This is a genomic window from Ruegeria sp. BE10 (genome assembly GCF_056538905.1).
The window spans coordinates 812176-834824 of the sequence record NZ_JBQFTX010000001.1 but is presented as its reverse complement, the minus strand read 5'-3'; the positions used below and the strand labels follow the sequence as shown (position 1 = coordinate 834824).

Sequence of the window (22649 nt, the reverse complement as noted above, 5' to 3'; positions counted from 1 at the left end):
GTCTTGTAAATACTGATCTGGCCACGATCTTTTCACCAAAGTGGAAGTGAAAGGATTGTGTCATGCCATTTCCAAAGCTCGGCCAGGCCATCGTTGTCTGCGCTCTTGTCCTGACTATTTTGGGCAGCCAAAGCCATGCTGGAACCGTAACGGGAACCGCTGCCTATCGAGAGCGGATTGCCGTGCCGCCCGATGCGACGCTATATGTCGAGCTTCAGGATGTCTCTCTGGCCGATGCACCGGCAGTGTCCCTTGCTGCAAAACGCTATGCAATGGACAGCGTTCCCGCGCAGTTCGAGCTGACATTCGATGACGCACTGATCAAGGACGGGCACCGCTATGTGGTGCGGGCCTCGATCAGCCAGGGGCAAGACCTGCTGTTCACCACCGATACGGCCTATCCGGTTCTGACCGATGGGGCAGGAAATTCCGCAGACCTTATGCTGGTGCAAGTGCAGGGGGGAAACATGCTGGACAACACGCAGTGGACGGCCGCCGCCCTGAACGGTGCACCGATTGAAGCAGAGCGCCGCCCAGAGATTAACTTTGCCCAAGATGGTGCCTTTTCAGGCAGCGGTGGCTGCAACCGATTCAACGGGCAGGCCGACATTTCCGGTGCGACTATCACATTCCCTGACAATATGGCTGCCACGCTGATGGCGTGTCCTCCGGCCTTGGAAGAGGTTGAGCGGCAATTCTTTCAAGCCTTGCAAAGCGTCACCACTTACGCGGTTGAAGGCGATGCGCTGGCCTTTCTGGATGCCGCAGGCGAACCGGTTATCAAATTCGTGCGCACCCGGTAGGCGGGGCCGTCAGGCGACGGCCCTTGATCGCCCGGCATTGCGGCCCGAAAATATGCAGCCGCCCAGAAACGAGCCTTCCAGCGCGTTGTAGCCGTGATAACCGCCGCCGCCAAACCCGGCGACTTCGCCTGCGGCAAACAGGCCGGGCACAACCTGACCATCCGCGCCGATCATCTGGCTGTCGAGATTGGTCTGCAATCCACCCAGCGTTTTGCGTGTCAGTACGTGCAGTTTCACGGCGATCAGCGGGCCGTTCGCGGGATCAAGAAACTTGTGCGGCTTGGCGGTGCGGATCAGCTTGTCGCCACGATAGTTGCGAGCAGCCAGAATGGCGGCCATCTGCGCGTCTTTGGTAAAGGGGTTGTCGACCTGTGAATCCCGCGCCTCGATCTGCGCCCGCAAATGGGTCTCGTCGATCAGACCACCACCCATCTGGTTCATACCGCTGACAAGCTCGGTCAGGGTGTTGGCGACAATGAAATCCTCACCATGTTCCTTAAAGGCCTCGACAGGCGCAGTGGCCTTTGAGCCGGTCAGGACGCGCTGGAACAGCACCTCGCGCCAGCCGCCGTCGGTCATGTCTGGGTTCTGTTCCGAACCCGACAGGGCGAATTCCTTTTTGATCACCTTTTGAGTCAGCACAAACCAGCTGTATTCATACCCGGTTTTCAGGATTTCCTGCAGCGTGCCCAGCGTATCGAACCCCGGCATGAAAGGCGGTTTCAACCGATTGCCACGCGCGTCAAACCACATTGAGCTGGGGCCGGGCAGGATACGGATGCCATGCGCGGGCCAGATCGGATTCCAGTTCCGCACACCCTCAGTATAGTGCCACATCCGATCGCCGTTGATGACATGCCCGCCGGCCTTTTCGCTTATGGGAATCATACGACCATCGACGTGAAACGGCACGCCCGCCACCATATCTTTGGGCGGCTCACCCAGCCGATCGCGGGGCCAGCTTTTGCGCACCATCTCAAAATTGCCGCCGATCCCACCAGAGGTAACGATGACCGAGGGCGCATAGACCTCGAACTCACCCACTTCATCGCGGTTGGTTTTGGCACCGTGGGGTACCGTGTCATCGGCTAGAACCTCGCCCGAGACCCCTTTGGCGCAACCGTTCTGCATAATGATGTGGCTGACCTGATGGCGGAATTTCAATTCGATCAGACCGGCGCTGACATGTTCGCGCACGCGTCGGACAAAGTTTTTCAGAACGCCCGGTCCGGTGCCCCATGTGATGTGAAACCGCGGCACTGAATTTCCATGACCATCCGCATAGGACCCACCGCGTTCAGCCCAGCCAACGATAGGAAACCAGCGCAGGCCCATCTCATACAGCCACGGACGCATTTCACCTGCGGCGAATTCCACATAGGCCTCGGCCCATTTGCGGGGCCATGCGTCTTCTTCGCGGTCAAACTGCGCGCTGCCCATCCAGTCGCGCAGCGCAAGGTCCTGACTGTCTTTGATGCCCATCCGGCGCTGTTCTGGCGTGTCGACCATGAAAAGACCGCCCAAACTCCAATGCGCTTGCCCGCCCAGAAAATGCTCAGGTTCCTGATCCAGCACGATCACCTTCTTGCCACGATCCCCCAACTCAGCCGCAGCGGCCAGCCCGGCCAGTCCGGCGCCCACGACAATGGCGTCAGCAGTAGTGTTGGTCATGTCTTGTCCTTTCAGCGGCCGCGGAGCCAGGCGATGTAGGGCAGGGCCACGACATACATCATGATCCCGTAGACGGCCGAGGGCAGAGCCAGCGGGCTGAACCCGCTGTCTGTCCCGGTGATCAGCGCCGCCAACGTGATCCCCAGCGTCGAATTCTGAATGCCGGTTTCGATTGAGACCGTTTTGCTTTCCGTCCACGACAGCTTCGCGGCACGGGCAATTCCCAATCCAATCGCCAACAGCGCAACGTTCAGCGTGATCAGACTCGCGCCCATGATCCCAAGGTTGTCGACGAACAACTGCCAGTTCCCGGCAAGCGCGGCGATCACGATCAGAACGAAAAGAACGGTAGCCGTCTTGGACAGCGGCGCGTCGATCTGTTCGGCAAATCCGGCTGCGAAATGGCGCAGGCTGACGCCGATGGCGACGGGCAGTGTGGTTATCAGGAACATTGCAATGGCCAGCCCGGTGATCGACACTTCGGGCGCGTCTTCGCCCATGAAGTGAGCGATGGTCCAAGCCGCCAAAACGGGAACGGTAATCATGGACAACAGGCTGATCACGGCAGTCAGGCTAACCGACAGCGCGACATCGGCCTTGGCCAGTTTGGACAGGATGTTGCTGGTGACCCCTCCGGGGCAAAAGCTAAGCAGCATGAACCCCACCGCGATCTCGGGCGGCAAAGCGAAGAGTTTGACTATGATGAAGGCTGCGACGGGCAGCAAAACAACTTGGCTTAGCGCGCCTATGGCAAAAGGATAACCCCGGCGCAGCACCCGTTGGAAGTCAGATACCTGAAGCCCAACACCAAGGGACAGCATGATAATGGCCAGCGACAACGGCAGCCCGACATTTATTAGCAAATCCAAGAACAACTCCTCCCTCAGTCGTTCGGATCAGCCTAAGCGAGGGTTCAACGCGCAAGCAACCGCGCCGTTGGGTCACATGTAGCGTTGGGCGAAGCGACGCAGGATTTCGCCGGGCTTGGTGACCTCGGCGGCGTGACAGATATCGATCAGGCGCTGGGCGTCTTCGGGCGGGAAATAGCCGAAATCCTTATAGATATTGATGCGCTGTTCGAAATCTTGCGCGTTGGCCTCGGGGTGGAACTGCGTGGCATACACATTTTGACCCCAGCGGATCATCTGAAACGGACAGGGGTCCGAGGCCAGCAAGTGGACACATCCGTCGGGCAGGGATTGCACAGCCTCTTTGTGGCCGACGAAAGCCTCAAAACTGTCGCCCAGCCCGGCGGTCAGCGGGTCAAGCGCGCCTTCATCTGTCAGTTGGCAGGTCGAGGGGCCGACGGGTTCTCCGAACTGTTTCTTGCTGACATCGCCGCCCAGATGCGCCGCGAGAATGCCCAATCCGTAACAGCAGCCCATGAAAGGGTGATCATTCGCGGTGATCTGCGGCATCAAACCCATGATGGCCGCTTCGATACTTGCATCCATCTCGGATTTCGTCGCCGGATCATCACTGACGCAGCCGGGGCCTCCACCTACGATAACGCCGGCATAATCTGTCACATCCAGACCCGCGGGCAGGCCCTGACAATCCAGACGGATACGATGGGTCTGGTCCGGCGACAGGCCAGTCTTGTCCAGTATCGAGGCGAATTCGGCGTCCGAAGCTTCGGTCTCGGGACGCAGTTGCAGGATCAGAAATTGTTTCATGCAGTGCCCTTACCCGTCAAAGCGGCCAGAAGACAAGGATGGCAGGAACGGAAACTGCAACGATGAGGATTTCCAGCGGCAGCCCCATGCGCCAGTAGTCCCCGAACCGATATCCGCCAGGCCCCAGCACCAGCGTGTTGTTCTTGTGCCCGATCGGGGTAAGGAACGCGGCCGAGGCTGCCACGGCAACCGTCATCAGAAACGGATCGGGAGAGACTTCAAGCGTGCGCGCCATTTGGATGCCAACGGGGGCCGCAACGATGGCCGTGGCGGTGTTGTTCAGCACATCCGACAGGGTCATTGTAACAACCATCAATACTGTCAGGATCGCCCATGCGGGCAGGCCATCCGTCAGTTGCACTAGCGCATTGGCGATCAATTCGGTGCCGCCTGATGTCTCCAGAGCACTGCCCAGCGGGATCATCGATCCCAGCAGCACAACGACCGGCCATTCGATATGGTTATAGAGATCGGCAATCGGCAAGATTTTGGTCAGCACATAGGCGACTACGACAAACCCCAGAGCAATCGGTAGGTAGATCAGCCCGACACTTGCGGCCAATACCGCAGCGACAAACAGCCCGATGGCCAGCCAGGCCTTGTCATTGGCGGTGACGTTCAGGCCACGCGTGGCCAGCGGCAGGCAGCCCAGCCATTCGGTCACGTCGGCACTGCGGTCACGAGGGCAGAGCAGCAGCAGAATATCGCCTGCCTCGACTTCGGTCTTGCGGACCTGTTCAGTGATACGGCGACCCTGGCGCGAGATGCCCATCAGCACAGTGCTTTGCCGCCAGGCAAGCCCTAACCCTTGCGCGGTGCGTCCGGTAATGCGGGCGCTTTCGGTGGCAACAACCTCGATCACTTCCAGCCCGTCGCCCTCGGCCGTCAGCAACTCCTGCCTCCGCGTGTCCGAAAAATCGAGGTTCAGCGCTGCACGAAATTCATCCAGTGCCTCGGGCCGCGCCTCAAGCACCAGCGCGTCGCCCGGTTTCAAGGTAGCATGGGCCGATCGTCCATAGCGCCGCTTGCCATCGCGGATCAAACCGATGATGGCGACGTCGGATTTCTCGGCAGCCTCATACAATTCGCTGACCCGCTTGCCGATATGCGCTGATTCCGGAGGGATGGTCAGTTCGGCGATGTATTCCGCCAGCGCCTCGGACGTTTCCTCTTGCGGGCCGCGGTTCGGGATTAGGCGCCATCCGATCAAAGACACAAAGGCCAGCCCGGCAATGGCCGCTAACCCGCCGACAGGGGCGAAATCGAACATCCGGAACGGCTCGCCCAATGTTTCGGCACGGATCGAGGCGATTATGATATTTGGCGGCGTCCCGATCAGGGTGGCCATTCCGCCCAGAATGGTGGCAAAGCTCAGCGGCATCAGGGTCAGGCCTACCGACCGCCCCGCCTTGCGCGCGGTTTGAATGTCGACCGGCATCAACAAGGCCAGTGCGGCCACGTTGTTCATGAAAGCCGACAGAACAGCTCCGATCCCGCCCATCAGTGCGATATGCGCGCCAAGCCCGCGCGAGGCATCAACCAGCGTGCGCGTGATCAGAAACACCGCCCCCGACCGAACCAGCCCTGCTGAGACAACCAGAACTAACGCCACAATAATGGTTGCCGGATGTCCAAACCCGGCGAAGGCGTTGTCCGCCGGCACGACGCCAAGAACGACCCCGATTAACAGCGCAGAAAACGCCACAAGATCATAGCGAAACCGCCCCCACAGAAGCATTCCGAATACAGTGGCAAAAAGGGTGAAAAGAATAATCTGATCTGTCGTCATCCCGTCACCATACCCGCAAGGGGGCGTCTCGCAAGCCGCTCTCTTGATCCCATGCCCTGCAAACGTCTATATGAGCGCCGAATACGCAATCACTATCACGAGGACGCACCATGGCAGGCCACTCCAAATGGGCCAACATCCAGCACCGCAAGGGACGTCAGGACGCCGCGCGGTCCAAGCTGTTTTCCAAACTGTCGAAAGAAATCACCGTCGCCGCCAAGATGGGCGACCCCGATCCCGAAAAGAACCCACGCCTGCGTTTGGCAGTTAAAGAGGCCAAGTCGAACTCAGTCCCCAAGGACGTGATCGACCGGGCGATCAAAAAGTCGGTTGCGGGTGAAGGCGACGATTACGAAGAAATCCGGTATGAGGGTTACGGCCCGAACGGTGTGGCTGTGATCGTCGAGACGATGACTGACAACCGCAATCGCACCGCCTCGACCGTGCGTTCAACCTTTTCCAAGAATGGCGGCAATCTGGGTGAAACCGGCTCGGTAGGGTTCATGTTCGACCGCAAGGGCGAGGTGGTGTATCCGGCCACTGCAGGCGATGCGGACACCGTTTTTGAGGCCGCCATCGATGCCGGCGCCGAAGACGTCGAAAGCTCGGAAGACGGTCACATCATCTGGTGTGCTGACACCGACCTGAATGATGTGTCGAACGCACTGGAGGGCGCGCTGGGCGAATCCGAATCTACCAAGCTGATCTGGAAACCCACCACCACAACCGAGCTGGGGCTGGAAGACATGCAAAAGCTGATGAAGCTGGTCGATGCGCTGGAAGATGACGATGACGTACAGCGCGTGACCACGAACTTCGAGGCAACGGACGAGGTCATGGCGCAGCTTTAAGCGTTTTGAATTTCTGTTGGAAAACCCGGCCTCTGGTCGGGTTTTTTGCATTGCGGGTTCTTGGCCGGTTGGACAGAACCCGATAGGCTTGACCAGAATATCTGTGCCCAAACGGCACATAATCTGATTGAGCGAATGACGGACAGCCCAGCCAGCCAACCCAAACGCAACATTCCTGTTCTGACCGGTCAGAGCATCCTGTCTCAGGTCGCGTGGACGCTTGGCAGCCCTTCTATCGTGCTGCCGTTTTTGGCCGTTTCTTTTGAATTGCCCATGTTCATCGCAGGCGCATTGGTGTCCATTCGGATGGTCGGCAGCATGATTTCGGATATCTTTCTGGCACAGCCGATTTCGGCGCGACAGCAGAAGAAACGCGGGATTGCCCTTACCGAGGTTTGTATAGGCGCCTGTCTTGTCATGGCTGTTTTGGTGGCCGCGACCGGGTTTGTTCCTGCAATTGCACTGGCCTTTGTCGCAGCGTTCTTCGTGATCGGCCTGATCGAAGAAATTCAATCGTTGATGTTAACGGATCTGATAGGGGATCAAGTGCAATCCAAATCGCGGATGATCATGCACTATCTTCAATTAGGTATAGGCGGGTTGGGAGCCATCGGATTGGCGCTGCTGGTGCATGAGATCACCAAGGAAAGCCCACCGTTTTCCCGCCATTCCACCGTGATTGCGGTTTCGGTGGCCTTTTTCGTTCTGTCTGGCCTGTCCATTCTTGCGATCTCGGAAATCGCACGAGGGGATGAGGTCAAGGACACACCGCAAAGGGTGCGGAAACGGAAATTTTCAGAGAACTTTACCGATATTGCCGCCATGTTCGACCAGGCTTGGTTCCGTCGGTATCTGGTCATGCGGCTGCCCTTGGTCGTGGTCTCCCTGTCGGTGCCATTTTTTGCCCTGATCGCGGCCGAGGCACATCATGCCTCAGCCAAGGGACTGACGGCCATGATCATCTCATCCGCGTCCGGATATTTGGTCTCGGCACCGCTGTGGCAGCTGGTGAACATGAAATCCCACCGCGCCGTCATGGTGGCCGGAAACCTGATGGTTGCTGCGACAGGTGCCACGTTGGTCACTGTCCACTTTCTGGGTATTGATCACGCAGTTCATCTGCATGCTATCGCGCTGTTCGTTGTGACCGTGGCCGTAACTGGCATAAGCGGTGCGCGGCAGTTGTATTATTTGGACGTGGCCCCAAAGGATCAACGTGTCAAAGGCGCGGCGGCGATCAAAAGTATTTGCCGGATCACGGCGGTGATCCTGTCGGCGGCCTTGGCCGGGGTCGCCCATATGCATGAGGTTGCGTGGGCCATTGTGTTCATCACTATGGTCAGTCTGTTTGCTGCCCTCACCTGTTACCGCGTGGTTCTTCCCAACACGGAACAGGCCAAGGGCGCGCAACCGGGACAGTCATGATTGCGACGGAAGAAGCTCCTTTGCCGCGGTTTGTCTGACCGCGCGGGTCAGCGGAACCAGCGCAGAGGACAGAACGCGCCCCACCTGCCAAGTCAGACCCACGTCAAGAGGGGCCTCAGGCAGCAGCGGACGTAGTCGCCCATCATTTAGCGCGCTCTTCGCCAGCCCGACAGGGTTCATGCCCCAACCCAACCCAGCGATGGCCGCATCCACAAACCCTTGCGGTGACGGTAGAAAATGCGAGGGTGGGGAAATCCGGCACCCCATCTGTTCGATGATCCACGTTCGTTGAAGGTTGTCCTTGCGGTTGAAGGTCAAGCAAGGGGCAAGGGCCAGCGAGCGTTCGTTTACACCCTCGGCAAACCATTGTTGCATATAGGCCGGGCTGGCGGTCGCGATGTAGCGCAGCGCGCCCAAGGCATAGGAGTCGCACCCCGAAACCGGCTGACCGCCTACTGTGATGGCGGCGCTGACCTCGCCGCGCCGCAACCACTCGGCCGAGTGATCCTGATCATCCACCACCAGATCAAACAACAACCCATCTACCTGTGCCATGGCATCAATGAACCACGTGGCCAGAACGTCGGCAGGCACTGCCACGCGGACACGGGCCGGGCCGGTGCCTTGATCCAATGTCAGTTCGCGGGCCAACTTCGCTTCGAGCAAACCGATATCCTCAGCATGCTGGGCAATACGCAGCCCCGCCGGTGTTCCGGTGCAAGGCGGTCCGCGATTGATCAATGCTGCCCCCACGCGATCTTCCAGTGCCTTGATCCGCTGGGATATGGCTGAAGGCGTCACCGTAAGTTCCGTCGCAGCGGCCTCAAAACTGCCGTGCCGCAAAATCGACGACAAAGCCGACAAGTGGTTGGGGTCGAGCATCATTAGCTAAACTTAATTAGGATCAACATCTTTAATTTGATAGGATGCAAAAATGCACATAGTCAATGCCCCTGAACGCACAGGAGGCATCATGTCCGCATCCCTTTTCGCCGGTTTTTTACTGGGCTTCAGTCTCATCCTAGCCATCGGAGCACAAAACGCCTTTGTGTTGCGTCAGGGATTGCGGCGCGAACACGTTTTTCCCCTGTGTCTGACCTGCGCAGTGTCGGATGCCATCCTGATAGCCGCAGGTGTCGCGGGGTTTGGTGCGCTGGCCGAAGCGGCACCTTGGTTTGAGACAGTCATGCGATACGGAGGGGCGATCTTTCTGACGTGGTACGGGCTGCGCAGCCTGCAATCTGCGTGGCAGGGCGGGGCGGCGATGGACGTGACCAAAGGCCAACGCGCCAGCCTGCGGTCAGTGCTGCTGACGGTGCTAGCTTTTACCTGGCTCAACCCGCATGTCTATCTGGATACGGTAGTGTTGATCGGATCGATCTCGGCCCAGTATGATGACCGTCTGGCCTTTGCGAGCGGTGCGATGCTGTCCAGCTTCGTGTTCTTCTTTTCCCTCGGTTATGGGGCCAGGGTGCTGTCCCCGGTCTTTGTAAGACCGCGTGCCTGGCAGATTCTGGATGTGGTCATCGGTATTGTCATGCTGGGGATCGCACTGAAACTTGTTGCCATGTGAAGGGTTGTACCTGCGCAGTTTTCAGTGTTCAGGTTTCGGCATGAAAACGTCTGCAACCTCATACCGGCCCCTTGCGGGCATGTTCTGGATGTTTGCCGCCGGGCTGTCCTTTGTGGTGATGACGGCCTTGGTCAAATCGCTGGGCACAACAATGAGTCCGATCCAGGCGGCATTCATACGCTATGCTCTGGGGTTGGTATTTCTGTTGCCGGCCCTGCGTTTGATCCTGTCGACTCATCTCACAAAGCGTCATCTGACCCTGTTCGGGCTGCGTGGGATCATTCACGCCTTTGCTGTGATGCTGTGGTTCTATGCAATGACCCAGATCCCCTTGGCCGAGGTCACGGCGATGAACTATATGACGCCGGTCTATGTCACGTTGGGTGCGGCGCTGTTCTTGGGTGAGCCGCTGGCCTTTCGCCGGATTGCGGCGATAATGGTGGCGTTGGTCGGTGTGGTGATCATCCTGCGCCCGGGGTTCAGAGAGGTTTCGACCGGTCACCTGGCCATGTTAGGAACTGCTCTGCTGCTTGGAGGGTCCTACCTGCTGGCCAAACTGCTGGTGCGCGATATTCCACCATCGGTGGTCGTGGCGCATTTGTCGATTTGGGTGACACTGGCGTTGATCCCCTTTGCCATCGCCGTTTGGCAGTCGCCCAGCTTGCGTGACATCTGGGTTTTGTTTCTGGTCGCCTGCTTTGCCACCGCGGGGCACTATTTCATGACGCTGGCCTTGCAGGCGGCTCCGGTGGCGGTCACGCAGCCGGTGACCTTCCTGCAATTGATCTGGGCCACACTGCTGGGCGCTTTGGTTTTTCACGAAAGTGTTGACATCTGGGTTGTTGCCGGGGGTACGCTGATCCTGTCTGCCGTCAGCTTCATCGCCTGGCGCGAAGCGGTTCTGAACCGCAGCAACCTGACCACGCCCAGTATAGCTCCAAAACTCTAGCAGGTTTCAGCGTGCGGAAATGGTTATTGATTGACGAGTCAATAAAAACACCGTAGCGTTTTCCTACCAGTCATAGGGAGGGGACAGCTATGCCGAAACTCGGAATGGAGCCGATCCGCCGTGACGCAATCGTCCGGGCGACGATTGCCGAGCTTGGGTCGAAGAAATCCCTAGATGTGACCGTCAGCCAAATCGCCAAGCGGGCCGGCATGTCTAGCGCCCTTGCGCATCACTATTTCGGTGGCAAAGACCAGATTTTTCTGGCGGCGATGCAACGCATCCTGTCCGATTTCGGTGCCGAGGCTCGCAGCGAGCTTAAGGCAGCCGCACCGCAGGAGCGGGCGCAGGCCATCATCCGGGCCTGTTTTGCGCCCTCGTGCTTTACGCCCGATGTCATTGCCGCATGGATGACGTTTTACGTTCTGGCCCAAACCAACGATGACGCACTGCGCCTGTGGCAGATCTATCAGGCGCGTATCCGTTCCAATCTGATTGATGCTCTGCGCCCGTTGATGAGCGACCCGGTCGAAGCGGCCGAGAATATGATTGCTCTGATTGACGGGCTGTATATCCGCGCCGCGCTGAGCGCGCCGAAAAAGCCGCAACTGGCGGTTAATCACGCATTGCGTGTCCTCAACACTCTGCTCGAGGCTGAAAAATGACAAAACCGAACATTCTGATCCTGATGGTGGATCAGCTCAACGGGACACTCTTTCCAGATGGTCCCGCAGACTGGCTGCATGCACCCAATCTGAAGAAATTGGCGGAAAGGTCGACACGGTTTGCCAATGCATATACGGCCTCACCGCTATGCGCGCCGGGGCGGGCCAGCTTTATGTCCGGCCAGTTGCCGTCGCGGACCGGCGTCTACGACAACGCCGCTGAGTTCCGCAGCGACATCCCCACCTATGCGCACCATCTGCGCCGTGCGGGGTATTACACTTGCCTGTCCGGCAAGATGCATTTCGTCGGCCCCGATCAGTTGCACGGGTTCGAGGATCGCCTGACCACCGATATCTATCCGGCCGATTTCGGCTGGACGCCCGACTACCGCAAACCGGGTGAACGGATTGATTGGTGGTATCACAACATGGGCTCGGTGACGGGCGCAGGCGTGGCCGAAATTTCCAACCAGATGGAATACGACGACGAGGTCGCCTATAACGCCAAAACCAAGCTGTATGATCTGGCGCGCGGTAAGGATGACCGCCCCTGGTGCGTAACCGTCAGCTTTACCCATCCGCATGATCCCTATGTGGCGCGCCGCAAGTATTGGGACCTGTACGAGGATTGCGAACATCTGCTGCCCGAGGTCGCGGACCTTGGCTATGACAACCAAGACCCGCACTCCAAACGGATTTTTGACGCCAATGACTGGCGCAGCTTCGACATCACCGAAGAAGATATCCGCAAATCCCGCCGCGCCTATTTTGCCAATATTTCGTATCTGGACGACAAGATAGGCGAGATTCTTGAAGTGCTGGAAAGTACACGGCAAGAGGCGATCATCCTCTTTGTCTCGGATCACGGCGATATGCTGGGTGAGCGTGGATTGTGGTTCAAGATGACCTTCTTCGAGGGCTCGTCCCGTGTTCCGCTGATGATTTCGGCCCCTGACTTGCCTGCCGGCCGGATCGACACGCCAGTTTCGACAATCGACGTGGCGCCGACATTGGGTGCGTTGGCAGGTGTCGATATGGCCGAGATCGAACCTTGGACCGATGGGGAAGACCTCGTGCCGCTGGCCAAGGGCGTTGAGCGCACCGCGCCCGTAGCAATGGAATACGCGGCCGAGGCATCTTATGCCCCGCTGGTTTCGCTGCGCTATGGCAAGTGGAAATACAACCGCTGCGCGCTGGACCCGGATCAGTTGTTCGATCTTGAGACCGACCCGCAAGAGCAGGTCAATCTGGCCGAAGACCCGTCGCATGCTGGAACGCTGGAAACGCTGCGCGCCAAGTCCGACGCCCGTTGGGATCTGGATCAGTTCGACGCGGATGTCCGCGCCAGCCAGGCCCGCCGCTGGGTGGTGTACGAGGCGCTGCGGCAGGGTGGCTATTACCCTTGGGACTACCAGCCTCTGCAGAGGGCATCGGAACGCTACATGCGCAATCACATGGATCTGAACGTCGTTGAGGAAAACGCGCGTTTTCCGCGTGGCGAATAGACTTATCAACCTAATCGAAGATACCTCGCCGAAAATTCGCAACTTGGTTCGGCGGGGCATGGAGACCAAATAATGGAAGCAGATTTCGTCATCGTTGGCGCAGGATCCGCAGGATGCGCGATGGCTTATCGCCTGAGCGAGGCTGGGGCCTCGGTTCTGGTGATCGAACATGGCGGTACCGATGCCGGTCCGTTCATCCAGATGCCCGCGGCGCTGAGCTATCCGATGAATATGTCGCGCTATGACTGGGGCTATCATTCCGAACCCGAGCCGCACCTGAATAACCGCCGTCTGGCCTGTCCGCGTGGCAAGGTGATCGGTGGGTCATCCTCGATCAACGGCATGGTTTATGTGCGAGGTCATGCGCGTGACTTTGACACCTGGGCCGAGATGGGGGCTGATGGCTGGTCCTATTCGGATGTGCTGCCCTACTACAAGCGTATGGAGACCTGGCATGATGGTGGCCATGGTGGTGATCCTGAATGGCGCGGCACTGATGGGCCGCTGCATGTTTCGCGCGGTCCCCGTGAAAATCCGCTGTTTCAGGCTTTTGTCGATGCTGGTCAGCAAGCTGGCTATGAAGTTACTGGAGATTATAACGGCGAAAAACAGGAAGGCTTTGGCCCGATGGAGCAGACCGTCTGGAAAGGGCGGCGCTGGTCGGCTGCGAATGCTTACCTGAAGCCTTCGCTCAATCGTGAAAACTGCGATATCGTGCGCGGGCTGGCCGCGCGCGTGGTGATGGAGAACGGCCGTGCGACGGGTGTTGAGCTGGTGCGTGACGGTAAAAAGGAAATTATCCGTGCGCGGCGCGAGGTGGTGTTGGCCGCATCCTCGATCAACTCGCCCAAGCTGTTGATGTTGTCGGGCATTGGTCCGGCGGCACATCTGGCCGAACATGGGATCGAAGTTGTCGCTGATCGCCCCGGTGTGGGGGCGAATTTGCAGGACCATCTGGAGCTTTATATCCAACAGGCTTCGCTGCAGCCGATCACGCTGTATAAGCACTGGAACCTGATCAGCAAGGGCTTGATCGGGGCGCAGTGGCTGTTTACCAAAACCGGCCTTGGCGCATCGAACCAGTTCGAAAGCGCGGCCTTCATCCGGTCGAACCCCGGTGTCGAATACCCGGACATCCAGTATCACTTCCTGCCGATTGCTGTCCGGTATGACGGGCAGGCGGCGGCCGAGGGGCATGGCTTTCAGGCGCATGTAGGGCCGATGCGTTCGCCTTCGCGTGGGGCTGTCACGCTGCGTTCGAACAAGCCCGAGGACGCGCCGGTGATCCGGTTCAACTACATGAGCCACGAAACGGATTGGGAGGACTTCCGCAAATGTATCCGCCTGACCCGCGAGATTTTCGGGCAAGATGCGTTCAAACCCTATGCGGGCAAGGAAATCCAGCCGGGTGCCGACGTGCAGACAGACGAAGAGCTGAATGGCTTCATCGCCGAACATGCCGAAAGCGCCTATCACCCCTGCGGCACCTGTCGCATGGGTCGGGCCGATGACAAGAATGCGGTGGTCGATCCTGAGGGTCGTGTGATTGGTGTGGACGGCCTGCGCGTCGCCGACAGCTCGATCTTTCCGCAGATCACCAACGGCAACCTCAACGCGCCGTCGATTATGGTGGGTGAGAAAATGTCGGATCATCTGTTGGGTAAAGAAGCTCTGCCGAAAGCCAATGACCGTCCGTGGATTCATCCGGCATGGGCAACAGCGCAGCGGTGATTTGATCCGCGTCAAAGCAGGGTGTGGAAAAGACGTATAGACCTGAATCGCAACGACATATTTTGAGGAGCGAACAGGAATGTCCCACACCCCGCATGAACTGGCCGAAGAGTTTCCGGACAAGGTCGAGCTGATGAGCCAGCTCAAGCAATCGGATGCACATTTTGCCCGGCTGGCGGATGAGTATCACGAGATCAACCGCATCGTGCATCGGGCCGAGACCAACATCGAACCAGTCGAAGATCTGACCGAGAGTGAAATGCGTAAGAAGCGCGCGGCGCTCAAGGATGAGATCTGGGCGATCTTGTCGAAAGCCTAAACCTTAAGGCGGGGGCGACGCCCCCGTCGCCGCAGGCCGCGACTCCCCCGAAGTATTTTCAGGCCAGGTGAAGATCAGGTGACCTTATATGGCAGGGTTCCACGGGTGTGGGCGTCGATCGACAGGCGGCGTTCCAGCGGCGGGACCGAGCGTTGGTGGCAGGTTTGCCGTTCGCAAATACGGCACGAGATGCCGATGGGCTCATAGGCGCTGGCGTTATTGATGTCGAGATTGTCGGCATAGACCAGCGCTTCGGCGTGGCGGATTTCGCAACCAAGCGCGATGGCATAGCGACGCACCGGCGCGCCATAGGAACCGCCCGATTTCGAAACATCCCGAGCCAGAGAGATATAGCGCACGCCGTCGGGTGTTTCCGCCAGTTGCCGCAGGAAATGGCCGGGCGTTTCAAAGGCACGGTGGACATTCCACAGGGGGCAGGCACCGCCGAAACGTGCAAATTGCAGTCGAGTGGCCGAATGGCGTTTGGTAATCGTACCAGCCTGATCAACGCGGACAAAGAAGAACGGGATGCCTTTGGCACCGGGGCGTTGCAGTGTGGAAAGCCGGTGTGCCACTTGTTCGATTGACGCGCCGAACCGGTTGCTGAGCAGTTCCAGATCGTGGCGATAATCCTGCGCTGCGGTCAGAAAGGCGTCGTAAGGCATCAACGACGCCCCGGCGAAATAGTTGGCCAAACCGATCTTGGCGATGGCGCGGGCTTCTTCGCTTTGGAACTTGGCGAAGTCCAGGGTGGCTTCGAGCAGTTTGTCCTGGCTGATAAGCGCCAACTGCAGCAGCAGTTGAAACACTTGTGTTTGCGGCGCGATACGGGACGAGAGTTGCAGTGTCTTGCTGTCAGCGTCGTATTTCCGTGTTTCGGGTATATCGACAAATTGCACCCGAATGTCGCGCTCATTAAGACTGTTGATCGCTTCCGCCCTTATGCCATCGGCTTTACCAGCGCGGGTCGAAAAATGTTCGGCCGCGCGGTCGACCGCGTCGATGTAGTTGTCGCAATAATGGAAAAAGTCACGCACCTCTTCCCAGGGGCTGGCCTGAATCTGCGCGTCCTCGCGACCCAAGGCTTCGTCCAGCGAAGCGAGCCGTTCATGGGTTTGGCGATAGGTGCGGTGCAGTGCGATGAACGCGCGCGCCAGCGCAGGGGCGTTCGAGGCCGTCAGGCGCAGATCGGCCAGTGGTGGTGTGGCGTCATCGAAAACCGGGTCGGCCAAAGCCTCGCGCATGTCCGAGACCAGACGCTCGCTGTCGCCGGTGCTCAGCTCGGTCACATCCATACCGAATTCCTGTGCCAGAGCCAGAACAACTGTGGTCGAGATCGGCCGGTTATTGTTCTCCATCTGGTTTAAGTAGGGCAATGAGACGCCCAATTTGGTGGCGAATTCCTTTTGCGTCAGGGTCAGGCGTGTGCGCATTTCGCGCAGTTTCGCACCGGCATATAGCTTTTGAGTGGCCATGGCGTTTCTTTGCAACTTTTCCGTTGTGGCAAGCTAACTTTGCAAACCATGCGGTGCAAGCTGTGTTACAAGCCCAGTTGCCTCTCGCGTCGGATAACGGACGCAATCGCGCAGATCGCCAGCGCCGATGTTGCCAGCATCAGCCAAAGCAGGGGCATGGCGCCGGTTTCATGGGTCAGCAACGTCCCGGCCAGGGCGCTGAGGCCCGCACCACCGCCCAGCATGATCGCGCCGCTGAGGCCCGAGGCGGTGGCGGCCAGATGCGGACGAACCGACAGGGCGCCCGAGGTGGCGTTGGGGATCGTCATGCCGTTGCCAAGGCCCACAAAGGTCATGAGGCCAAAGAAGCTGAGCGCGGTGCCAAAACCTGCCAGAAACAGGATGGCCGACAAGGCAACACCCATCGCGTTCAGCCAACATCCCCAGTATACCATCCGGTTCACGCCAAATCTGACCGAGTATCGACCGCTGAGAAAATTGCCGACAAAATACCCGACAGCAGGAGCGCCGAAATAGATGCCGACCTGCGCGGCACTGAGGCCGAACAATTCCGTACCGATGAAGGGCGCGCCGCCCAGATAGGCAAAAAACGCGCCCGAAGACAGGGCAGAGGACAAGGAATAGCCCCAGAACCGAGGTGAGCGCAGCAGCTCTGGATATTCTCGGAATTGCTGCACCAGCGTTTTACCGCTTTTGGCGGAGGTTTCCCCAAAGTCGACAAAGGTCAAGGCCAGCGTCAAAGCGCCCAGGCCGAAAGGCAGCCAGAAATTAGCTTTCCACCCAAAGCTTTCCTCAAGCAGGCCGCCGATGGCAGGGCCGATCATCGGTACGATGGCCATGCCCATCGTCACATAGCCGATCATCGAGGCCGCCTGATCCTGATCATAAAGATCCCGGACGGCTGCTCGGCTCAGCACCATGCCGACCACCACGATGGCCTGGCACATTCGAAAGGCTAGAAAAACCTCGGCCGTCGGCGCATAGATACAGCCCAGCGTGGCGATCAGAAACAGCGCCAATCCCCACAGTAAAACCGGGCGACGCCCCGCTTTATCCGCAATCGGGCCGATCAGTACCTGCAGCACCGCATTGACCAGCAGGTACAGCGCGATGGAAAGTTGCATGACCTTGTAGTCGGTCTGAAAATGCAGCGCCATATTTGGGAGGCTGGGCAAGAACAGGTTCAGGCTAAGGGCGGACAGCCCCGACAGCAAAACCAGCGTGAAAATGGTGGGTGGCGACCGACGCGCCATAGGCGAACTAAACTGCATGGTTCACAGGTATAATGACCGTTTCAGGGAATGCTATCCAAGACGGTGTTTCAGTATGAAACTTAGCAATTTTACAGTTTTCCATAACTTTGTTGCCAAAGGTTTGCAAATTTGCCGAAATGTACTTTGGCAACGGCATCCGTGCGTATAGTGTCCGCCTAAATTTCACAGGGAATTAGCGCCATGAAAGACATCCTGACTGAGCTTGAAGACCGCCGCAACGACGCCCGTCTTGGGGGTGGGCAAAAGCGTATCGACGCGCAGCACGGCCGCGGTAAGTTGACAGCACGCGAGCGGATCGAACTGTTGTTGGATGAGGGCAGTTTCGAAGAGTTTGATATGTTCGTCAACCATCGTTGCACTGACTTTGGGATGGAAAATCAAAAGCCTGCGGGTGATGGTGTGGTCACAGGCTGGGGCACAGTCAATGGCCGCATGGTCTATGTGTTTAGTCAGGACTTCACCGTGTTTGGTGGTTCGCTGTCGGAAACCCATGCGCAGAAGATTTGCAAGATCATGGATATGGCGATCCAAAACGGCGCGCCTGTAATTGGAATCAACGACTCGGGGGGTGCGCGAATCCAAGAAGGCGTGGCTTCGCTGGCCGGTTATGCCGAAGTGTTTCAGCGCAACATCATGGCTTCGGGCGTCGTTCCTCAGATCAGCGTGATCATGGGGCCATGTGCGGGCGGTGCGGTTTACAGCCCGGCGATGACCGACTTTATCTTTATGGTCAAAGACACGTCGTACATGTTTGTGACCGGCCCCGATGTGGTGAAAACCGTGACAAACGAAGTTGTCACGGCAGAGGAACTGGGTGGTGCGTCGACCCACACCAAGAAGTCCTCGGTCGCTGATGGCGCGTTTGAAAACGACGTCGAAGCACTGGCCGAGGTGCGCCGTCTGGTCGATTTCCTGCCGCTGAACAACCAAGAGAAACCGCCCGTTCGTCCGTTCTTTGACAGCCCCGAACGGATTGAAACCTCGCTGGATACTTTGATCCCGGACAATCCCAACACGCCCTACGACATGAAAGAGCTGATTACCAAGGTGGCGGATGAGGGCGATTTCTACGAAATTCAGGAAGATTACGCCAAGAACATCATCACTGGTTTCATCCGGTTGGAAGGACAGACTGTGGGTGTCGTGGCGAACCAGCCGATGGTTCTGGCCGGGTGTCTGGACATTGACAGCTCGCGCAAGGCGGCGCGGTTCGTGCGGTTCTGCGACTGTTTTGAAATCCCGATCCTGACGCTGGTGGACGTGCCCGGATTTCTGCCGGGGACGTCGCAGGAATATGGCGGGGTGATCAAGCACGGCGCCAAGCTGTTGTTTGCCTATGGTGAGGCGACGGTTCCAAAGGTCACCGTGATAACTCGCAAAGCCTATGGTGGCGCCTATGACGTTATGGCCTCCAAGCACCTGCGCGGCGATTTCAACTATGCTTGGCCCACAGCTGAAATCGCGGTGATGGGTGCAAAGGGCGCGACTGAGATCATCCACCGTGCCGATCTGGGCGATGCCGAGAAGATCGCGCAGCACACGCAGGACTACGAAGATCGCTTTGCCAACCCCTTTGTTGCGGCTGAGCGCGGTTTCATCGACGAGGTGATCATGCCGCAATCCACCCGCCGCCGAGTGTCGCGCGCATTTGCCAGCCTGCGCAACAAGCAGCTGAAAAACCCGTGGAAAAAGCACGACAACATTCCGCTGTAACGGACTGCGCTGAATGACCTGCCCTTTGCAGAATGCTCCTTGGGCGGGTCATGGCAAGGGTAACTGTCGGTACGTTTGACTTTGAGGCCAAAGCTGCTAGATGAGACGTCTTACCAGATACAAACACGCGCGGGCCGAAAGCCATGCGCGCGCGATCCCGGAGAGAGGAGCCCACTTGTGGGTCTGGGATCGCGCTTTTGTACTGGCGTTTCTGGCATGGACCTCCCCTGCAATCGCTCAATCCGAAAACCTGTTGCCTGTCCCCTCTGGTCAGCCCGTGCATCTGAGTGATGTGCTGCTGGACAACAACCCGGGCGAGCTGTGGGTCAGGTTCCGTTTTATCGCGCCCAAGATCGGATCGGACGTTGGACGGATCGGGTATGATGTGGCCTCGGTGGACATGGAACATCTGTGCCAAACCCTTGCGGTGGCCTATGTCGCGAAATACGAGCTTGATCCGGCGCGGGTCGTAATCTCCTTGTCTGATCGACCCCTTGAATTCGGGCGATCGTCACCCGACGCAACTCAGTACTTTGAAGCCTACCGGCTGGAGCAATCCCAATGTATCTGGGAGGGGCTCTGACCATGAAACCCCGTTTTCACCACGTCCGAGCGTTCCTAGACACCAAAGCGACTTTGGAGGTGCGCGAAATGATCCCGTCTGCACTCGGGTGCAAGTTTGTTTCCCGGAATACATCGAACAACGAGGTGCTGGCATGCTGAAGCACCGCGGATTCCCCGGACGTCTGGCCGGAACTGATTTTCAGTTCACCATTCGCCGCGCCAATCCCAAGGGCGTAACCCCGATTGCCCGGCGCGAGCGGTTCCGTGACCGCAAACCCGCCGATCGCCGCGCGGATGCGGCGTTTATGGAAGCGCTGTGGCAGAATTTCGGAGACCAGCCGTTCGAGCGTGGCAACCTGGACGCCGGTCGCCTAAGCTGGTTGTTCGAGCGTGAGGTGATCGCGGCCGAAGATCCGTTCGATCCGGCCAGCTATGATGCGCTACTGGTGATTGATGTGGACGCGGCGCGCATGTCGTTCCCCGATATCTTCGACGGGATACGCTGATCCGTGCAACCCGCTGTCGCGCATATCCATTCGGGGGAAACTTCGGAAAAAACCCTGCCCAGGATCGGGCAGGGTGGATTTGTGTGCCTAGAAATTCAGCTGGGCCGCGAATTGTACACGGTCCGAGTCAAATGTCCGGCCTGTAGACGCGTCGTTGCGTTCGCCAAAGAAATATTCGGCGCTGAACGTCAGGTCGTCGGTTGCCTTGTAGAAGGCATTGACGTGGATTGTCTCAAGCTCGGTAAAAGCCAGAGTTCCGGTCGAGGTGGGCAGGTCGTAATCTTCTTCGCCATAGGCAATGCCGACATTCCACTTTTCGCTAATTTGCTGCCGGAGTTCGACGGTAAAGCCGTCAACGTCGTTGGCCTCGCCACCGACGATGGCGTCTCCGAAGCCGATCAGATATGGGCCAAGCGCTTCGCCGTCGACGTAGTTGACCTGAAACAGGCCACCTTCCCAGGGACGGATACCAGCCGACAGAGTAAAGCCGGTTTGATCAACTTCGACATCACCGGATTGTGCCCTGCCGTACAAGGCCGAGGCTCGGGCGATGTATTTCCCGTCATTATATTCCGCCGACGCTGTCAGAACCGGATCATCGGAATTCGAAGCGCCGACATTTTCTTCAACCGAAAGGGCAAAGGTTGCGTTGCCGCCAATCTTATTCGTAAAGCGCACCTGAGGGACACGCGCGAAGGGGATACCAACGGGGCCGTTGAATTCCACAGAGGTCGGATAGGTATCCAGCGGCTGGAAGTTGGTCCAGTACTGACCGATCAACCAGTGGTCACCGATTGTGATGTTGGCGTGTCTCAGACGCAATTCGGCCGGACCGTCCGTACCGCCGGAGAAAAGATCCAGTTCCAGTTGACCACCGATATCGCCCAACGCACTTGGCGTCGTCGTGCGCAATCCGACCCGAGATTGGCGAACCGTGGCGCCAAAGGTTCCATCCGTGGCAAATTGGGGCTCACCAATCCGCGACGTATCGGCCAAGTCGCCAAGTTCAAAATCCGTATCGTAGAAAAAGTCGGCCTTGACGTAGCCATAGAGATCCAAGGTGGTGTTTCCGATCTTCAGGTCTCCGTCTCCGCCCCCAGAGCCCGTATTTGCGGTCTCCAGCGCCTCGACGCGGGCGCGCAGCGCATCCAGTTCAGCCTGGGTTCCGGCATCTTGAGCGAGCGCGAGTGTGCCCGTGACGCTAAGCGCAGAGGCAGCAAGCAAGAGTGCCTTTTTTCTATTTGTAATCATGCAGTTGATTCCTTGTGTGCGAGTGTGCCCACGCAAAGTTTCACGCAAACGTCAGTGGGGGAAATCACGAGAACGGCAAAGAAAGCGCCGTTTTCCTCAAGCAAAATTGTGCAAAGAGTCGATATTTTTCACAGCAAAGTGAACAGATCTGTCAACCATACGTTCGCAAAGACTTTTTCAAATGGGTTCAGCGAACTGAGACGTGATGTTGCACATGCAGAAAACTGCCTCGGAAGCGCGAATTGTAACGGAAGTGTGACTGATTCAGAGGATGGCGTTTTCCAGTCGGGACGACCCGGTGTCGGCACGATTTTGCGCGGGAATTCGCCTTATGGGCGAATTCTGGCCGGAAATTTGGGTGGAAACAATACTTTGTTTGCGGCCTCATTTGTGCCGTGCAATGTGATCGGGCCGTGCGGCTCTACTTTGCCTGCGCCGCACAAGCACCTACTATTCCGTACCCCTTCCTTCCGCGGGCAGGTTTGTGAAACCCACAAAATCCTGCCCGCGTTTTTCTTTGCGCACAATGCAGGCGTAATGCGGCATAAATCTGCGCAAAACATCCATTTCCAGCGCTTGTTATTGAATAACAGCGCTTGGTTCCGGCATCTGCGCCCCAATGCATCAAGAAATCTAAAGGGGCAGAACACATGCGAATCTCAAAATTCTTCCTGGCCGTTGCGACCTGCGCGGGCCTTGCTGCCTGCGGCGACTCATTCGGTGAACAGGCGTTGCTTGGCGGCGGCGCAGGGGCACTGGGTTCGGCGGTCATCGGAGCGGATCCGTTTGTCGGCGCAGCAGTCGGGGCTGCGGGCAACTTGCTGTACTGCAAAACACAGAAGAACTGTTACTAACCAAGAATTCGGGGCGCCCGCCGCTCCGGTTGCCATTGCGCATCACGCCGTCGCAGGG

Annotated in this window: 21 protein-coding genes; 13 read left to right on the top strand and 8 right to left on the bottom strand. The window is 58.1% G+C overall.

The window, feature by feature from the left end; translation table 11 throughout:
• Positions 1 to 62 precede the first annotated feature (62 nt).
• Entirely contained in the window at positions 63 to 803 is a 741-nt protein-coding gene (locus ACR0M2_RS04140; RefSeq protein ID WP_170347963.1) for a YbaY family lipoprotein, read from the top strand.
• Between the two features lie 9 nt (positions 804 to 812).
• On the opposite strand, the gene ACR0M2_RS04135 is transcribed toward ACR0M2_RS04140, so the two are convergent.
• The 4 genes from ACR0M2_RS04135 to ACR0M2_RS04120 all read right to left on the bottom strand — a co-directional run bounded on the left by ACR0M2_RS04135 (position 813) and on the right by ACR0M2_RS04120 (position 5939).
• Positions 813 to 2474: an FAD-binding dehydrogenase gene (locus ACR0M2_RS04135; RefSeq protein ID WP_425081047.1), complete on the bottom strand. Its 1662-nt coding sequence runs from the start codon at positions 2472 to 2474 to the stop codon at positions 813 to 815.
• An 11-nt stretch (positions 2475 to 2485) separates the two neighbouring features.
• A complete protein-coding gene (locus tag ACR0M2_RS04130) occupies positions 2486 to 3343 on the bottom strand; it encodes a bile acid:sodium symporter family protein (protein ID WP_480704104.1) in 858 nt (285 codons plus the stop codon).
• Between the two features lie 72 nt (positions 3344 to 3415).
• Positions 3416 to 4150, bottom strand: a complete 735-nt coding sequence (locus ACR0M2_RS04125; RefSeq protein WP_480704103.1) for a glutamine amidotransferase — start codon at positions 4148 to 4150, stop codon at positions 3416 to 3418.
• Positions 4151 to 4166: 16 nt separating this feature from the next.
• A complete protein-coding gene (locus tag ACR0M2_RS04120) occupies positions 4167 to 5939 on the bottom strand; it encodes an SLC13 family permease (protein ID WP_480704102.1) in 1773 nt (590 codons plus the stop codon).
• A gap of 110 nt (positions 5940 to 6049) precedes the next feature.
• Here ACR0M2_RS04120 and ACR0M2_RS04115 point away from each other — a divergent pair, with 110 nt between their 5' ends.
• Both ACR0M2_RS04115 and ACR0M2_RS04110 read left to right on the top strand, forming a co-directional pair.
• Complete coding sequence (locus ACR0M2_RS04115) at positions 6050 to 6790, top strand: YebC/PmpR family DNA-binding transcriptional regulator (RefSeq protein ID WP_170347968.1); 741 nt, start codon at positions 6050 to 6052, stop codon at positions 6788 to 6790.
• 135 nt (positions 6791 to 6925) lie between these two features.
• A complete protein-coding gene (locus ACR0M2_RS04110) occupies positions 6926 to 8215 on the top strand; it encodes a permease (RefSeq protein WP_480704101.1) in 1290 nt (429 codons plus the stop codon).
• Here the strand turns inward: ACR0M2_RS04110 and ACR0M2_RS04105 are convergent.
• Positions 8210 to 9100: a LysR family transcriptional regulator ArgP gene (locus ACR0M2_RS04105; RefSeq protein ID WP_480704100.1), complete on the bottom strand. Its 891-nt coding sequence runs from the start codon at positions 9098 to 9100 to the stop codon at positions 8210 to 8212. The two genes, ACR0M2_RS04110 and ACR0M2_RS04105, sit on opposite strands and share 6 nt — an antisense overlap.
• A gap of 88 nt (positions 9101 to 9188) precedes the next feature.
• Between ACR0M2_RS04105 and ACR0M2_RS04100 the strand changes: the two genes are divergently transcribed.
• The 6 genes from ACR0M2_RS04100 to ACR0M2_RS04075 all read left to right on the top strand — a co-directional run bounded on the left by ACR0M2_RS04100 (position 9189) and on the right by ACR0M2_RS04075 (position 14954).
• Positions 9189 to 9788, top strand: a complete 600-nt coding sequence (locus ACR0M2_RS04100; RefSeq protein WP_170347971.1) for a LysE/ArgO family amino acid transporter — start codon at positions 9189 to 9191, stop codon at positions 9786 to 9788.
• Positions 9789 to 9828: 40 nt separating this feature from the next.
• On the top strand, positions 9829 to 10737 hold the full coding sequence (locus tag ACR0M2_RS04095) for a DMT family transporter (protein WP_480704099.1): 909 nt from the start codon (positions 9829 to 9831) through the stop codon (positions 10735 to 10737).
• A gap of 89 nt (positions 10738 to 10826) precedes the next feature.
• The gene (gene betI, locus ACR0M2_RS04090) at positions 10827 to 11399 is read left to right on the top strand and encodes a choline-binding transcriptional repressor BetI (RefSeq protein WP_170347973.1); all 573 of its coding nucleotides are present in this window, start codon (positions 10827 to 10829) and stop codon (positions 11397 to 11399) included.
• Complete coding sequence (gene betC, locus ACR0M2_RS04085) at positions 11396 to 12904, top strand: choline-sulfatase (protein WP_480704098.1); 1509 nt, start codon at positions 11396 to 11398, stop codon at positions 12902 to 12904. Before betI ends, betC begins: the two co-directional genes overlap by 4 nt.
• Before the next feature lie 72 nt (positions 12905 to 12976).
• Positions 12977 to 14635 carry a choline dehydrogenase gene (gene betA / locus ACR0M2_RS04080; RefSeq protein WP_170360366.1) on the top strand — a complete coding sequence of 553 codons (1659 nt, stop codon included), beginning with the start codon at positions 12977 to 12979 and terminating at the stop codon, positions 14633 to 14635.
• Positions 14636 to 14714: 79 nt separating this feature from the next.
• Complete coding sequence (locus ACR0M2_RS04075) at positions 14715 to 14954, top strand: HP1242/YdcH family protein (protein ID WP_480704097.1); 240 nt, start codon at positions 14715 to 14717, stop codon at positions 14952 to 14954.
• Between the two features lie 74 nt (positions 14955 to 15028).
• Here the strand turns inward: ACR0M2_RS04075 and ACR0M2_RS04070 are convergent, their stop codons facing one another.
• Together ACR0M2_RS04070 and ACR0M2_RS04065 are read right to left on the bottom strand one after the other, a co-directional pair.
• Positions 15029 to 16429 (bottom strand): helix-turn-helix domain-containing protein, encoded by a 1401-nt coding sequence (locus ACR0M2_RS04070; protein WP_170360364.1) that lies wholly within the window; start codon positions 16427 to 16429, stop codon positions 15029 to 15031.
• Between the two features lie 65 nt (positions 16430 to 16494).
• Positions 16495 to 17700, bottom strand: a complete 1206-nt coding sequence (locus tag ACR0M2_RS04065) for a multidrug effflux MFS transporter (protein WP_170347978.1) — start codon at positions 17698 to 17700, stop codon at positions 16495 to 16497.
• 183 nt (positions 17701 to 17883) lie between these two features.
• Between ACR0M2_RS04065 and ACR0M2_RS04060 the strand changes: the two genes are divergently transcribed.
• From ACR0M2_RS04060 to ACR0M2_RS04050, 3 genes are all read left to right on the top strand, one after another.
• Positions 17884 to 19416: an acyl-CoA carboxylase subunit beta gene (locus ACR0M2_RS04060; RefSeq protein ID WP_480704096.1), complete on the top strand. Its 1533-nt coding sequence runs from the start codon at positions 17884 to 17886 to the stop codon at positions 19414 to 19416.
• A 100-nt stretch (positions 19417 to 19516) separates the two neighbouring features.
• Positions 19517 to 19999: a DUF6497 family protein gene (locus ACR0M2_RS04055; protein ID WP_254440472.1), complete on the top strand. Its 483-nt coding sequence runs from the start codon at positions 19517 to 19519 to the stop codon at positions 19997 to 19999.
• Positions 20000 to 20132: 133 nt separating this feature from the next.
• A complete protein-coding gene (locus tag ACR0M2_RS04050; protein WP_170347980.1) occupies positions 20133 to 20486 on the top strand; it encodes an alpha-amylase family protein in 354 nt (117 codons plus the stop codon).
• An 87-nt stretch (positions 20487 to 20573) separates the two neighbouring features.
• Here the strand turns inward: ACR0M2_RS04050 and ACR0M2_RS04045 are convergent, their stop codons facing one another.
• Positions 20574 to 21737, bottom strand: coding sequence for a DcaP family trimeric outer membrane transporter (locus ACR0M2_RS04045; RefSeq protein WP_480704095.1), 1164 nt, complete (start codon positions 21735 to 21737; stop codon positions 20574 to 20576).
• Positions 21738 to 22387: 650 nt separating this feature from the next.
• Here ACR0M2_RS04045 and ACR0M2_RS04040 point away from each other — a divergent pair.
• Positions 22388 to 22591 (top strand): hypothetical protein, encoded by a 204-nt coding sequence (locus ACR0M2_RS04040; protein ID WP_480704094.1) that lies wholly within the window; start codon positions 22388 to 22390, stop codon positions 22589 to 22591.
• Positions 22592 to 22649: the final 58 nt, after the last annotated feature.

Bases quoted from the DNA above. Each gene is read 5' to 3' on its own strand.
- ACR0M2_RS04070 (WP_170360364.1), bottom strand. From the start codon at position 16,429: ATGGCCACTCAAAAGCTATATGCCGGTGCGAAACTGCGCGAAATGCGC.
- betI (WP_170347973.1), top strand. From the start codon at position 10,827: ATGCCGAAACTCGGAATGGAGCCGATCCGCCGTGACGCAATCGTCCGG.
- betA (WP_170360366.1), top strand. From the start codon at position 12,977: ATGGAAGCAGATTTCGTCATCGTTGGCGCAGGATCCGCAGGATGCGCG.
- ACR0M2_RS04125 (WP_480704103.1), bottom strand. From the start codon at position 4,150: ATGAAACAATTTCTGATCCTGCAACTGCGTCCCGAGACCGAAGCTTCG.
- ACR0M2_RS04115 (WP_170347968.1), top strand. From the start codon at position 6,050: ATGGCAGGCCACTCCAAATGGGCCAACATCCAGCACCGCAAGGGACGT.
- ACR0M2_RS04065 (WP_170347978.1), bottom strand. From the start codon at position 17,700: ATGCAGTTTAGTTCGCCTATGGCGCGTCGGTCGCCACCCACCATTTTC.
- ACR0M2_RS04060 (WP_480704096.1), top strand. From the start codon at position 17,884: ATGAAAGACATCCTGACTGAGCTTGAAGACCGCCGCAACGACGCCCGT.
- ACR0M2_RS04140 (WP_170347963.1), top strand. From the start codon at position 63: ATGCCATTTCCAAAGCTCGGCCAGGCCATCGTTGTCTGCGCTCTTGTC.
- ACR0M2_RS04075 (WP_480704097.1), top strand. From the start codon at position 14,715: ATGTCCCACACCCCGCATGAACTGGCCGAAGAGTTTCCGGACAAGGTC.
- ACR0M2_RS04120 (WP_480704102.1), bottom strand. From the start codon at position 5,939: ATGACGACAGATCAGATTATTCTTTTCACCCTTTTTGCCACTGTATTC.
- ACR0M2_RS04045 (WP_480704095.1), bottom strand. From the start codon at position 21,737: ATGATTACAAATAGAAAAAAGGCACTCTTGCTTGCTGCCTCTGCGCTT.
- ACR0M2_RS04105 (WP_480704100.1), bottom strand. From the start codon at position 9,100: ATGATGCTCGACCCCAACCACTTGTCGGCTTTGTCGTCGATTTTGCGG.
- ACR0M2_RS04095 (WP_480704099.1), top strand. From the start codon at position 9,829: ATGAAAACGTCTGCAACCTCATACCGGCCCCTTGCGGGCATGTTCTGG.
- ACR0M2_RS04055 (WP_254440472.1), top strand. From the start codon at position 19,517: ATGAGACGTCTTACCAGATACAAACACGCGCGGGCCGAAAGCCATGCG.
- ACR0M2_RS04110 (WP_480704101.1), top strand. From the start codon at position 6,926: ATGACGGACAGCCCAGCCAGCCAACCCAAACGCAACATTCCTGTTCTG.
- ACR0M2_RS04135 (WP_425081047.1), bottom strand. From the start codon at position 2,474: ATGACCAACACTACTGCTGACGCCATTGTCGTGGGCGCCGGACTGGCC.
- ACR0M2_RS04040 (WP_480704094.1), top strand. From the start codon at position 22,388: ATGCGAATCTCAAAATTCTTCCTGGCCGTTGCGACCTGCGCGGGCCTT.
- ACR0M2_RS04100 (WP_170347971.1), top strand. From the start codon at position 9,189: ATGTCCGCATCCCTTTTCGCCGGTTTTTTACTGGGCTTCAGTCTCATC.
- ACR0M2_RS04050 (WP_170347980.1), top strand. From the start codon at position 20,133: ATGCTGAAGCACCGCGGATTCCCCGGACGTCTGGCCGGAACTGATTTT.
- betC (WP_480704098.1), top strand. From the start codon at position 11,396: ATGACAAAACCGAACATTCTGATCCTGATGGTGGATCAGCTCAACGGG.